The organism is Paraburkholderia madseniana (assembly GCF_009690905.1).
Taxonomy (GTDB): domain Bacteria; phylum Pseudomonadota; class Gammaproteobacteria; order Burkholderiales; family Burkholderiaceae; genus Paraburkholderia; species Paraburkholderia madseniana.
Genome location: NZ_VOSW01000171.1, coordinates 1 through 12,097 on the forward strand (window position 1 = coordinate 1; position 12,097 = coordinate 12,097).

Annotated in this window: 13 protein-coding genes and 1 pseudogene; 8 read left to right on the plus strand and 6 right to left on the minus strand. The window is 62.2% G+C overall.

What is annotated here, in order from left to right:
• Positions 1–114 precede the first annotated feature (114 nt).
• Positions 115–912: a winged helix-turn-helix domain-containing protein gene (locus tag FSO04_RS43270; RefSeq protein WP_154567479.1), complete on the plus strand. Its 798-nt coding sequence runs from the start codon at positions 115–117 to the stop codon at positions 910–912.
• A gap of 36 nt (positions 913–948) precedes the next feature.
• Here the strand turns inward: FSO04_RS43270 and FSO04_RS43275 are convergent, their stop codons facing one another.
• From FSO04_RS43275 to FSO04_RS43295, 5 genes are all read right to left on the minus strand, one after another.
• Complete coding sequence (locus tag FSO04_RS43275; RefSeq protein ID WP_154567480.1) at positions 949–1,422, minus strand: helix-turn-helix domain-containing protein; 474 nt, start codon at positions 1,420–1,422, stop codon at positions 949–951.
• A 49-nt stretch (positions 1,423–1,471) separates the two neighbouring features.
• A complete protein-coding gene (locus tag FSO04_RS43280; RefSeq protein ID WP_030103232.1) occupies positions 1,472–1,807 on the minus strand; it encodes a BrnA antitoxin family protein in 336 nt (111 codons plus the stop codon).
• On the minus strand, positions 1,773–2,075 hold the full coding sequence (locus FSO04_RS43285; protein ID WP_154567481.1) for a BrnT family toxin: 303 nt from the start codon (positions 2,073–2,075) through the stop codon (positions 1,773–1,775). The genes FSO04_RS43280 and FSO04_RS43285 overlap by 35 nt, the downstream gene beginning before the upstream one ends.
• Positions 2,076–2,097: 22 nt before the next feature.
• A complete protein-coding gene (locus FSO04_RS43290; RefSeq protein WP_154567482.1) occupies positions 2,098–2,460 on the minus strand; it encodes a helix-turn-helix domain-containing protein in 363 nt (120 codons plus the stop codon).
• Positions 2,461–2,664: 204 nt separating this feature from the next.
• Positions 2,665–3,618, minus strand: coding sequence for a LysR family transcriptional regulator (locus FSO04_RS43295; protein WP_154567483.1), 954 nt, complete (start codon positions 3,616–3,618; stop codon positions 2,665–2,667).
• A 113-nt stretch (positions 3,619–3,731) separates the two neighbouring features.
• Here FSO04_RS43295 and FSO04_RS43300 point away from each other — a divergent pair, with 113 nt between their 5' ends.
• Together FSO04_RS43300 and FSO04_RS43305 are read left to right on the plus strand one after the other, a co-directional pair.
• Entirely contained in the window at positions 3,732–4,922 is a 1,191-nt protein-coding gene (locus tag FSO04_RS43300; protein ID WP_154567484.1) for a M20 aminoacylase family protein, read from the plus strand.
• Positions 4,923–4,983: 61 nt separating this feature from the next.
• Entirely contained in the window at positions 4,984–6,258 is a 1,275-nt protein-coding gene (locus FSO04_RS43305; protein WP_154567485.1) for an MFS transporter, read from the plus strand.
• 72 nt (positions 6,259–6,330) lie between these two features.
• On the opposite strand, the gene FSO04_RS43310 is transcribed toward FSO04_RS43305, so the two are convergent.
• Positions 6,331–7,344, minus strand: coding sequence for a LysR family transcriptional regulator (locus FSO04_RS43310; RefSeq protein ID WP_154567486.1), 1,014 nt, complete (start codon positions 7,342–7,344; stop codon positions 6,331–6,333).
• Positions 7,345–7,445: 101 nt separating this feature from the next.
• On the opposite strand from FSO04_RS43310, the gene FSO04_RS43315 reads away from it, so the two are divergent.
• The 5 genes and pseudogenes from FSO04_RS43315 to FSO04_RS43335 all read left to right on the plus strand — a co-directional run.
• Entirely contained in the window at positions 7,446–8,522 is a 1,077-nt protein-coding gene (locus tag FSO04_RS43315; RefSeq protein WP_154567487.1) for an ABC transporter ATP-binding protein, read from the plus strand.
• A 77-nt stretch (positions 8,523–8,599) separates the two neighbouring features.
• Entirely contained in the window at positions 8,600–9,313 is a 714-nt protein-coding gene (locus tag FSO04_RS43320) for an HAD-IA family hydrolase (RefSeq protein ID WP_154567488.1), read from the plus strand.
• Positions 9,314–9,317: 4 nt separating this feature from the next.
• Positions 9,318–10,655, plus strand: a complete 1,338-nt coding sequence (locus FSO04_RS43325) for an NAD(P)/FAD-dependent oxidoreductase (protein ID WP_154567489.1) — start codon at positions 9,318–9,320, stop codon at positions 10,653–10,655.
• 38 nt (positions 10,656–10,693) lie between these two features.
• Positions 10,694–11,560, plus strand: coding sequence for an ABC transporter permease (locus FSO04_RS43330; protein ID WP_233465424.1), 867 nt, complete (start codon positions 10,694–10,696; stop codon positions 11,558–11,560).
• Positions 11,557–11,967 (plus strand): annotated as a pseudogene (locus tag FSO04_RS43335) (ABC transporter permease); the annotation flags it as partial. The gene FSO04_RS43330 and the pseudogene FSO04_RS43335, both read left to right, overlap by 4 nt.
• Between the last annotated feature and the right edge of the window lie 130 nt (positions 11,968–12,097).

The following is a 12,097-nucleotide window of genomic DNA, read 5'->3' on the forward strand; positions in this document are numbered from 1 at the left end:
CTGTTGCTGGAAGGCATTGCCTTCAAGGACGGAGAACCGGTGCAAGACGATCAACCCGGTCAGCAGAAACTCGCCGCCTGACGTCGCCGGTCATCAACCGCTCATACACCAGACTTGACCGTATCTCATCCGGGGCCGACCTGGACCATTAGCCAACTGCGCGAATTGATCTTGCGGCGTCTCGGCGTCCAGTTTTCACCTTCGCATGTTGGCCACCTTGTTCGGGGTTATGGCCTCGCATACCGACTCACCTATTCAACTTCAGAAAAGGCGTCGTCTGCTACCGCTCAGAAACCACAGAGCGACGTCTATGCCGCGCGCCGGAAGATTGCTGCCAAAATGCTGCTGGATGGGGACAGCGTCGAGCACGTCGCGAAACTTCTCAATATCAGCGTGCGCACCATCACAAAATACAAATCAATGGTAGTTGCTGATGGCATTGAGGCTGTTGAGCAGATCAAGGCATCCGGGCGCAGTGCCACACTTGGCCCCGAAGCCCTTAAGTGGTTACGGGCGACATTGGAGGGCAGCCCCATGGCCCACGGGTATGAAACCGAACTCTGGCGAAACGGGGATATTCAAAAGCTGATCAAGGAGAAATTCGGGGTCTACCACTCGAGCGGACATGTGAGAACTGTCGTCGGGAAGCTCGGACTGGACCACAGGATGCGACCACCGAAGCTACGCATGGAAAAGAAGCGCCTGACCATCAATGATCAAACGCTGGCGTGGGTTGCCGCAACAGTCAAAGAGTCGCCCCGAGTGCACGGCATAGACGCTGATCACTGGACGAACGGCCGTTTGCGCACCGTGCTTCATCGGCGGGTGGGCGTCGATTATTCCCGAGGATATATCTGGGAAATTGCCACCCGTGCAGGCGTGGCAGACCTGCTTACAAGACGCCGAACATAATCGGTTCAGGTAGTGCCCCTAGCGTCGCCGCACTCGTCAGATAGCGTCTTTCCAGGTTTCACCTTTTTTGATTGCATAGATGGTCACGACGTGTACTCCGAATGCACGCGCCAGCGAAGCAACTGATTCTCCCTCCGCCAATCGCTGGCGTATCAATAACACCCTGGTTTCGTTCAGCTTCGCTGTGCCATTGCGAAATCGAATGGGCAGATCGGGATTGGTAAGTCTTTTTTCTTCGTATCTGCGGCGGGTACGCTCTCTTTTTGCCGCGTTGAACTTCTCCTTGTTCTTCTGGGCGTAGCGCCGTTTCGCATCCGGGTTTTTCTCATAACTGCGCCGCGCGGTCGTATTGGTACGTGCGCGGTTCTTCGCTCGCCATTCCGCCTGACATAGAGTTACGCAGGGCTTGCAGTAAGAGGCGTAGCCAGACCCCTTCCGATGGAAATCCAGTTCCGCGATTTTTGTCTGGCCGCATCTGGGACAGCAACGCGGAGTCTGAATAGCAATCATGACCTGAAGAGTAGAGGACCAGAAAAAAGCCCGCCGAAGCGGGCTTTCGTTACATCATGCCGTGCGACTTGGCGTAGTCGCGCAGGGCGTCGTTCATCCGTGTCTGCCAACCTTCGCCGGTCGAGCGGAAAGCGTCGAGCACATCGCGATCGTAGCGAACGCTCGTCGCGACCTTGGTCACGTCGGCCGGTGGCCGGCCGCGGCGCTTCAACAGCTCGGCCGCGGCACCTTCGCCGATCCGCTGCGGAAGCGTTTCACGCGCAGGGCGCATACGCCGGATTTCTTCGGTGCTCAGCTCGCGCGCATCGGGATCTGCCGCAATGCCGCGATTGATCGCCGCGTCTTCCTCATCAGTCGGCATCACGATCGTGCGTTTGCTCAACATAATCATTCACCTCACGTTTGTTTGCCTTGCGAAGGCTGATAACTCGTAGCGTTTCGCCACGCAATGTATAAACCAGACAGTAGACGCGATCGCCAATCAGGCCGTAAGCGATGAAGCGTGGCTCTCCATACGCATATCGGTCGTCGAGCGCGTCAAGTGCGCTGTCCCATTCAAAACCTTCGGCGAGAGCGAGTGAAACGCCATGTTTGCTGCGATTGATCTGGTCTTTGGCCGGGTCGAATTCGATCCCATGCGATTTATTGTACATACGATAAATAGTTGATGCAAGGTCAGGCGAAACGCGGCGACACTTCCTGGTCGTCTGCCGCCGGCTGGGTTGATCTGGATTCGGTGGCGAGGTTGTCGCCAATCAGCGGGCGTAGCCGCGAGACGTTTGAAGGGGGTTCGCCGACGACGCCGAGGGGCGGCGCAAGGCGACCTATATTCATTTGGCGGAGGCGGAGGTCATGCTCCATGTCGCGGAGCCTCAAAAGCTCGGGCACCCACCAGGGTACGCGTTCCCGGCCGGACAACCAGTCGCGCACGCTGCGCTCGGATCGACGTAATTCACGCGCTAGCTCTTTGAGGCTGCGGCCTTGTGCGTAGTACGCCATTTCGCGTGGGTTGCCATATCGGAGGTTTGGATATTTCATGATGCTTTTCTTGTAAGAGATTGAAGAAGGCACGCCCCGGACGTGCCCACGCACACCTTACATAAAACATACAAAAACCAAACAGAAAGAGCCGGGAGACCTTAACTTTTTTATTTAACCAGTCACTTAATTGTTGATAATTTATCTTATGTCAAATTATAGAAGCACTACCAATGACACCCACCAAATCCCTCCCGCCGTTCATCAACCTTCCCCAGCCCCAGCAGCCCAGCCTCTTTGCATCGCCCCCACCAACTGCTTCCACAAAAACTCCGCCGCAGGCGACAAACGCCTGCCAACCCGGCGTATCACCTGGCTGCTGAAGTCGCGTGCAATCGGATGATCGATCTCAAGCGCAACGAGTTTGCCCGTGTCGAGATATTGCCGCGCGGCATCGGTCGACATGAACGCGACGCCGAGACCCGCCGCCGCAATCGCCTGCGCCGCAGCGAACATATCGCACCGGTAAGCCGGCGTCAGGCTGAGCCGCTCTGCGCGAATGATCGAGTCGACATACTGTTGAACGCCGAAACGCGGCGGCATGAAAATCAGGCGGGCATCGGCAAGCTGCTCGAAGCGGATACGCTGCAGTCCCGCCAACGGATGACGCGGACTCACGAACGCGCAGAACGGCGCGGCGCGAAACGTGCGCGAACGTATCGCCGGGTCCTTCGCCCCGCCCGCGCATAAGCCAAGATCCACCTCATCGTTGCGAACCATCGCGATAATTTCGGACGTCGCGCCCGTATGCAGATCGACGACGATATCCGGAAACTGCGCGCTAAAACGCTCGAGCACGATCGCCATCAGATTGCCGACGAATCCCTCGCCGCACCCAATGCCGATCCGTCCGCGCCGCAGCCCCCGATAATCCTCCAGTTGCACCAGCATCTCCGCGTCGCGGCGCCGGCTTTCACGAAAGTGATCGACGAGACTCAGGCCGATTTCCGTGAGCGTCACGCGCCGGCCCTGCCGCTCGAGCAGCGCTACACCGTGCGCGCGCTCCAGTTGCGTCACCTGCCGGCTGATCACCGACGCATTGATGCCGAGCGCATCCGCCGCCGCCCGCACGCCACCATGCACGGCGATTTCATGCAGATAGCGGAGGCTGCGCGGATTCAGGGCGCCTGTCTGAGGGATATCGGTGTCGGTTGACATGTTTTCTGGACTGTTGACATTGAAGTCAACATTATCGACCGGAAGACGTCATTGATCGCGCGTTTTTGCAGCGAAATACTGACGCTTCGCTTTCTATACGCACGTCAATCCAAATGCCCAATACCCAGCACTTTTGCACGCTCGACGAAACCAGCGATCTGAACGATGAACTACGCGGCATTCGTCATCGTTTGCACCAGCACCCTGAACTGGCTTACCAGGAATTCCAGACATCGGATCTTGTCGCCGAAGCGCTCGAAAGTTGGGGCTACGAAGTAACACGCGGCCTGGGCGGAACGGGCATGGTCGCATCGCTGAAGTCGGGAACGGGGGCGCGGGCCGTTGCGGTACGCGCCGATATGGACGCCCTCCCCATCACCGAGGCCACGGGCCTGCCCTATTCCAGCGTTCACCCGGGCAAGATGCACGCATGCGGTCACGACGGTCACACGGCGATGGTCCTTGGCGCAGCGCGGCATCTGGCGCGCACGCGCCGCTTTGACGGAACCGTCCATCTCGTCTTCCAGCCCGCCGAGGAAATCGGCACGGATAGTGGTGCGCAACGCATGATCGCCGACGGTCTGTTCGAGCGCTTCCCCTGCGAGGCCATCTTCGGCCTGCACAACCATCCGGGCGCACCGGCGGGCACGTTCATGTTCCGCAGCGGCCCGTTCATGGCCGCATGCGATACCGTCGACATCACGATCCACGGCCGCGGCGGTCACGCTGCCCGTCCCCATCTCGCCACCGATCCGCTCGTGATCGGCGCAGGGCTCGTGACGGCGCTGCAGACCGTCGTGTCGCGCAATATCGATCCCATGCAACCTGCCGTGGTCACGATCGGTGCGTTCAATGCGGGACACGCGCCCAATGTGATCCCCGAAACGGCGCGCCTTCAACTGAGCGTGCGCTCGTTCGACCCCGACGTTCGCAAGCTGCTCGAAGCACGCATCCGTGCGCTCGCCAACGCGCATGCGCAAGCGCACGGCGCCAGCGTCGATATCGACTATGTGCCGGGCTATCCGGTGCTCGTCAACAGCGCGCAGGAGACTGAATTCGCGTTACAGGTCGCACGCGAACTGGTGGGCGACGAACGCGTGGTCGACGGCTTTGGTCCGATCGCGGGCAGCGAGGACTTCGCCTATTACCTGCAAGAGAAGCCGGGCTGCTTCCTGCGCGTGGGCAATGGCCGGGACACGCCCATGCTGCACAACGCGAAGTACGACTTCAACGACGACAACCTGACCGTCGGCGCCGCATTCTGGACGCGGCTGGTCGAGCGGTTTCTCGCGTCGAAAGTCTAAGCGCGCATCAGAAAGCGCAGACGGAACCATCATAAATACACCTACGGTGAGGACCTAAACCATGTCAACCCAGCCTCTTACGTCGTCCGGCACGATTGCGGTTTCGCAGACCCGCATTGTCGTGGCGGCCGTCATCGGCAATCTGCTCGAGTTCTTCGATTTCACGGTCTACAGCTTTTTCGCGCTGACCATCGCAAAGCTTTTCTTTCCGTCGCAGGATCCCGTCGTGTCGACGCTGCTGGCGTTGTCTGCGTTCGCGATCGGCTTCGTGGCGAGGCCCGTCGGCGGCTTCGTGCTCGGCCATTACGCGGACAAGCGCGGGCGCCGGGCCGCGCTCACGCTGACGATCCTCCTGATGGCCGTCGGCTCCGCAGCGATCGGTCTCGCGCCGACCTACGAGACGATCGGCATTGCCGCGCCCGCGTTGATCGTGATAGCGCGCCTCGTGCAGGGTTTTGCGCAGGGCGGCGAGTTTGGCGCGGCCACCGCGACGCTGCTGGAAACGGGTTCCGCAAAAGGCCGAGGCTTTCGCGCAAGCTGGCAACTGGCGAGCCAGGGCGCGGCTGCGCTGCTCGGCTCGGGCATGGCTGCGTTGCTCACCTATCATTTGACCGGTCCGGAACTGCTCGATTGGGGATGGCGCGTTCCGTTTCTGGCCGGCACGCTGATCATGCCCGTGGGCGTGTATCTGCGCCGGCATATCGTGGACGACGAGCCCGTCAAAACGGAGCACTCGCGCTTCGAACCGGCCCTCGTGCGCAAATGGTTTTTGACCGTCTTCGCGATCATGGGCATGACGGTCGCGACCTACGTGCTGATGTACTACATCCCGACCTACTCGATTCAGTATCTGAAGATGCCGCCCAAGCTGTCGATGCTGGTCTCGATTGGCGCGGCCTGCGTCTCGCTGCTCATGTGCCCGATCTGGGGCGCGCTGTCGGACCGCATGGGCCGTAGAAAGCCGCTGACCGTGTTTGGCCGCGTGGTGCTGATCGCGCTGCTGTATCCCGCGTTCTGGCTGATGAACCAGTTTCCGACGCTGCCCGTCGTCACCGGCCTGATCGTCCTTCTGATGTTCTTCTACACGATGGGTTCGGCGCCTGCGTATGCGCTCATGCCGGAGAACTTCCCGAAACATGTGCGCGCAGGCTATCTGGCAAGCGCGTATGCCGTGGCGGTGTCGGTGTTCGGCGGCACGGCGCAACTCGTCGTCGCGTGGCTCATCAAGGTGACGGGCAATACGATGGCGCCGGCATGGTACATGATCGCGTGCGTCGTCATTTCGCTCGGTGCCGTGATGATGCTCGAAGAAACCGGCGGACGCGATCTGGCCTGATTGTGTCGGGAAGTTCGGCCCTGGAAATCAGGGCCGGCTGGAAAAACGAGCGGCGGACGTTCCGCCGCGCGATCAAGGCGCGGTTGCTCTGACCCTTCGCCCCTCATCCTGGCCCGGCCCGATCACGAGGCCCGCCTCCGCCAGCAAACGGCGCAGTCCCAGCTTCGGATAATTGCGGTCGACAGCCCGCACATCGGCACGCGTTTCCTCGATGATCCAGTCGCGCACATCCGCTGCAACCGACCGCAACGGCCGATTCTCCGGCCACACCAGACAGCAGCGCCGGTTCGTCACGATCAGTTCTTCCTCCGCCGGCAGCAGCGCGCCCTCGAGAAGCCAATGCGACACGACGTTAAGCCAGCCGAGGGCGACTCCCTGCCCCAGCAGCGCCGCCTGTACGACGATGGCGTAGTCGTTGAAACTCAGCATGCTCGCTACGTGCCGCCCGTGTGCCGCGAATGTGGCAAAACGCTCATGCCAGCCGCGCTCGCCATCGTCCATCACGATCACGGTGTCGCCGTGCTCGCGGCCCGTCTGCGTCGCGGCCGTCTCGTGATAGCGCCGGTTGCACACCGGCAGTAGCGTTTCCGGCATCACGAGCACACTGTTCTCGCCGATCTCGTCCTCGCGCAAAAAGCGCATGCCGAGATCGACATCGACGAGCGGCCCGCCGATTCGCCCCGAGATAAGCTGAAACCGCAAATCGACATTCGGAAACGCCTGGTTTAGCCGGCTCATGCGCGGCATCAGCCAGTGTGTCGTGAACGCGGTGGACACCGACAGCGTGACGGACTCGATGCCCGTCGCACGCGCCTCGATCTCACGTATCGCGCCTTCTATGCCATTGAAGCCTTCCGAGATCTTCCGGTAGAGGATTTTGCCGTTCTCCGTCAGCTCGATCCCACCACGCACGCGCTCGAAAAGACGCACGCCGAGATGGTCTTCCATGCGCGCCAGCATGCGGCTCACCGCGGGCTGACTCACATATAACTCCTGCGCCGCGCGCGTGAAGTTGCCGCAGCGCGCGGCAGCTTCGAACACGAACAGCGCATTGGCGCTCGGCAGTTTTTTGCGAAGGTTAGGCATGACCTGATGTTATGCCTTATCCAACAATTTGGGAATTGCCGTCAATAATGACGCGGCCTATATTTTCCCTAACGCAGGCCTCTACAGCGAGACAGGACGCAATGGACGCACGAGCGAAAACAGGTGTTTCGATCCGATCGGCAGCGAAACGTTATGGCCCGGTAGTGGCGCTCGATGACGTGTCGCTCGACATCGCCCCCGGCGAATTCGTCTCGCTGCTCGGTCCGTCGGGGTCGGGCAAGACCACCCTGCTCGGCATTCTCGGCGGCTTCGTGCAGCCGAGCTCGGGTGCGGTCTGGGTCGGCGAGCGCGACATTACATTTGCGCCGCCGCATAAACGGGACATCGGGATCGTCTTTCAGAACTACGCGCTCTTTCCGCACATGAGCGTCGGCGAGAACGTGGCGTTTCCACTGCGAGCGCGCCGTCAGCCCAAAGCGACGTGGGCGAAGAAGGTCGCCGATGCACTCGCGATGGTCGAACTCTCGGGCTACGAGAGCCGCGGCATCGGCCAACTGTCCGGCGGCCAGCGCCAGCGGGTGGCGCTCGCCCGCGCGATGGTCTTCGAGCCGCAACTGATTCTGATGGACGAGCCGCTCTCCGCACTCGACAAGCAACTGCGGGAAACCATGCAGATTGAGCTGCGGCGGCTGCATCGCAAGCTCGGCGCGACGATCGTCTATGTGACGCACGATCAGCGCGAGGCCCTCACCATGAGCGACCGCGTGGCCGTGCTGAAGAACGGCCGGCTCGTGCAGATCGACACGCCTGAGCGGCTGTACGACCGGCCGTGCGACGCGTTCGTGGCGAGCTTCATCGGTGAGGCGACGCTGCTCGCCGTGACGCGCGCCGGCGACGATGCCGTGCGCCTCGGCGATACGGTTCTGCGCACCGCGCACCCGCTGCCGCGCGGCGACAAGCTGTTGCTCGCAGTGCAGACCGAGAAGCTCGTAATCGACGGCGGCGATCGGCGCGAGGGCGTGAATCGTTTGTCGTGCCACGTCACCGAGGTGCTGTACCAGGGCGAAAGCCTGCGCGTGTTCGCAACGCTCGCCGACGGCACCGCCATCAGCCTCAGGCAGCCCGGCGGCCACGACGCGCGCCGGCGCATTCCGGAACCGGGCGCGCCGATGAGCGTCGTTCTCGATCCGCAGGACACGATCGTCGTGCCCGCCTGACTCCACTCATTTTTTAGCCGCCCATGCTTGGGGCACCCCCCTCCCGTTTTCACAGCAAACTGCAAAAGGATGATTTCATGAAGCTCACCGATTTCAAGGTCCTGACGTTCGACGTCGTCGGCACACTCATCGACTTCGAGCGCGGCGTGCTCGCCTCCGTGCGACGCCTCGGCGGGCCGGCCGCGAAGGACCTGACCGACGACCAGATCTTCGAGCCGTATATGCGCGGCCGTGCGACCCATCCGGGCCGCTCGAGCCACGAAATGGCAAACGTCTACCTGTCGCTGGCGAAGGAACTCGGTCTGCCCGACGACGCGCAATCGGCCGCCGCCTTCCAGCGCGACGTGCTCGAATGGCCTGCCTTCGCGGACTCGGTCGCCGCGCTCAAGCGTCTGCGCAAACACTTCCGCCTGGTTGCCATGACCAATGCGGACCGCGTCGCGCTGTCGGCCTACGCGCACACGCTTGGCGATCCGTTCGACGACACCGTCTGCTGCGACGAAACCGGCGTCGCCAAGCCCGATCCGCAATTCTTCGCATACAACCGCGGCCGTCAGGCGGCATTCGGCTACAAGTTCGGTGAGATCCTGCACACCGCGCAAAGCCAGTACCACGACATCGGCGTCGCCACGGAACTCGGCTACGCGACCTGCTGGATCGAGCGCCGTCAGGGCAAGCGGGGCTTCGGCGCCACGCCGGTGCCCGAGGCTGTCACGACGCCGACGTTCACGTTCCCGACGCTCGCCGAGCTCGCGGACGCCGTCGAAGCCGAAGCGCGCCTCGCCGCCTGAGCCGATGCTCGCGCCGACGGCACGTCCCTCGTCCCTGCCCGACTCGCTCTGGCAAGCGCTCGCTGCCGCATCGCCCGATGCGGGCGCGGCCGTTAGCGCCGGCGCGCCGCGCGCGCGCGATCTCGACGTCGAAGTCGCGGTGATCGGCGCGGGCTACTCAGGCCTCGCCGCAGCCTATGCGCTGCAAAAACGCGGCGTCGGTTGCGCCGTGCTCGACGCGAACGTCGTCGGCTGGGGCGCAAGTGGGCGCAATGGCGGTGTCGTGTCGTCGAAATTCAGACTGTCGTTTCCCACGATCGACCAGTTGCATGGCCTCGATATTGCGAAGCGCATGCACCGGCTTGCGCATGAAGGCGTGCGGGTCGTCGAATCGCTGGTCGACGAGTTCGGCCTCACACGGGCCCGCTTCGAGCATACGGGCAGCCTGCGCTGCGCGCACACCGAGCGCGCGCTCGCGGCGATCTGTGCCGAAGCCGACTGGGTGCGCACGAAGCTCGGCGATACGTCGATGACCGTGCAATCGCGCGCCGAAGTCGAGCACGAGACGGGGTCGAAGGGTTTCGTCGGCGGCGTGCTGAGCGCCGATGCCGGCACGATCCTGCCGCTCGAATACGTGCGCGGACTCGCGCGCGGTATGACGCTGCGCGGCGTGCCGATTTACGAATCGACGCCGGTATTGCAGATGCACCGCGCGCCCGGCGATACGCACGTGACGTTGCGCACGCCAGGCGGTGCGGTGCGTGCGAAGCAGGTGATCGTTGCGACCAATGCCTATTCGGACCTCACGCCGGCCACCTCGCCGTATCAGCGCGAACTCGTGCCGTTCCGCAGCGCGATGATCGCCACCGAGCGCTTGCCCGCCGATCTCGACGCGCGCCTGATGGTCGAACGCCGCAGCTACACGGAAACGCGGCGCATGATGAAGTGGTTCCGCAAGGTGGACGGCCGCATGCTGTTCGGCGGCCGCGACGCATTCGGCAAGGAAGGCCAGATGACCGGCTTCGATGCGCTGCAGCGGGCGATGGTCGCGCTCTTTCCCGATCTCGCTGGCGTGCGCGTGGCGTATCGCTGGTCGGGCTATGTCGGCATGACGTTCAATTCGCTGCCGCATGTCGGGCGCAGCGACGATGCCACGACCTTCTGTCTGGGGTATAACGGAGCAGGTGTCGCGATGGCCAGTCTGCTCGGACAGCATGCCGCCGCGCTCGCCCTCGGTGAGACGCCCGAGCTTTCGCTGCTCGGCGCGCCTGGTTTGCGGCCCGTGCCTTTTCATTCGCTGCGCGCGCCGGGTGTGAGGCTCGTCGCCGCGTGGTATCAGTTTCTCGACGCCGTAGGTGCATGATGACGACCGCCAAACGGATGCTCCAAGGACCCACATTGATGCAGGCCACCGAGTCCGATCCTGCCGCGCGCTACCAGCGGCGCGAAGATCGCACGATGCTTCTCCTGATGGCGCCGGCGCTCCTCGTGATCGTCGTGCTGCTCGTCGTGCCGCTCGCCTGGCTGTCGTGGCAGTCGATCTATCACGACGGTTTCACGCTCGAGAACTATCGGCGCATGTTCTCGGGCGCCTACCTCGAAACCTTTCTGCTGACGTTCAAACTGAGCATCATCGTCACCGTCATCACGCTGGTGCTCGGCTATCCGGTGGCCTACTTCGCGGCCTCGCTGTCACCGAAGCTGAGCGCGCTTGTCCTCGGCATGGTCATCCTGCCCTTCTGGACCAGCGTACTCGTGCGCACTTATGCGTGGCTCGTGTTGCTGCAGCGCACGGGACTCGTCAACAAGGCCTTGATCGCCTCAGGCCTGATCGACCGGCCGGTGCAACTCGCCTACAACCAGTTCGGCACGATCATCGCGATGGTTCATATCCTGCTGCCGTTCATGGTGCTGCCGCTCTATTCGGCCATGCAGAAGATTCCGCCGAATCTCTCGCAGGCGGGCGCGAGTCTGGGCGGCTCGCCGCTGCATGTGTTCATGCGCGTGTTCCTGCCGCTTTCGATGAGCGGCGTGTTCGCCGGCGTCACCCTCGTGTTCGTGCTGTGTCTCGGCTTCTACATCACGCCTGAGTTGATGGGCGGCGGCAAGTCAATCATGGTGTCGATGGTGGTGAGCCGCAACGTCGAGATCTATAACAGCTGGGGCGCGGCGAGCGCGGTGAGCGTCGTGCTGCTGATCTGCGTGTTCGCGATTTTCTACGCCGCGAGCCGTGTGGTGCCACTCGAAAAGACCCTGGGCGCGAAATGACAAAGCTCTCGTTCGGACGGATTATCCTCGGCGCGGCGGTCGTGTTGATCCTGCTGTTCCTCATGGTGCCGGTGCTGATCGTCGTGCCGCTGTCGTTCTCCGACACGCGCTTCATGACCTTCCCCCCGCCCGCCTATTCGCTGCGCTGGTATCACTCGTTCTTCGACAACCCTGCGTGGATCGACGCCGCGCGCACCACGCTGACCGCCTCGATTTGCGCCGCACTGCTCGCGACGCCGCTCGGCGTGTGCGCCGCCTATGCGATTCAGAACGGCACGCATTGGATCATGCGCTATCTGCGCACACTGCTGATGCTGCCGTTGATGGTGCCGATCATCATCGTCGCGGTGGGCGTGTTTTTTGTCTACTCGCAGGCCGGCTATGTGAATACGCTCGGCGGGCTGGTTCCTGTCTCTTATACACATCTAAAAAAAAAAAACACAGACACAGATATGCGATCACAAGTTAACTGCTGTTAGGTTAACAGCAAGCTATATATAGTGAACCGCAGTCGACTCTGATGGATGTTACCAGCGC

Coding starts and splice junctions, on each gene's coding strand:
- FSO04_RS43310 (WP_154567486.1), bottom strand. CDS start 7,344: ATGCCTAACCTTCGCAAAAAACTGCCGAGCGCCAATGCGCTGTTCGTG.
- FSO04_RS43300 (WP_154567484.1), top strand. CDS start 3,732: ATGCCCAATACCCAGCACTTTTGCACGCTCGACGAAACCAGCGATCTG.
- FSO04_RS43305 (WP_154567485.1), top strand. CDS start 4,984: ATGTCAACCCAGCCTCTTACGTCGTCCGGCACGATTGCGGTTTCGCAG.
- FSO04_RS43315 (WP_154567487.1), top strand. CDS start 7,446: ATGGACGCACGAGCGAAAACAGGTGTTTCGATCCGATCGGCAGCGAAA.
- FSO04_RS43320 (WP_154567488.1), top strand. CDS start 8,600: ATGAAGCTCACCGATTTCAAGGTCCTGACGTTCGACGTCGTCGGCACA.
- FSO04_RS43275 (WP_154567480.1), bottom strand. CDS start 1,422: ATGATTGCTATTCAGACTCCGCGTTGCTGTCCCAGATGCGGCCAGACA.
- FSO04_RS43285 (WP_154567481.1), bottom strand. CDS start 2,075: ATGTACAATAAATCGCATGGGATCGAATTCGACCCGGCCAAAGACCAG.
- FSO04_RS43290 (WP_154567482.1), bottom strand. CDS start 2,460: ATGAAATATCCAAACCTCCGATATGGCAACCCACGCGAAATGGCGTAC.
- FSO04_RS43325 (WP_154567489.1), top strand. CDS start 9,318: ATGCTCGCGCCGACGGCACGTCCCTCGTCCCTGCCCGACTCGCTCTGG.
- FSO04_RS43280 (WP_030103232.1), bottom strand. CDS start 1,807: ATGTTGAGCAAACGCACGATCGTGATGCCGACTGATGAGGAAGACGCG.
- FSO04_RS43330 (WP_233465424.1), top strand. CDS start 10,694: ATGCAGGCCACCGAGTCCGATCCTGCCGCGCGCTACCAGCGGCGCGAA.
- FSO04_RS43295 (WP_154567483.1), bottom strand. CDS start 3,618: ATGTCAACCGACACCGATATCCCTCAGACAGGCGCCCTGAATCCGCGC.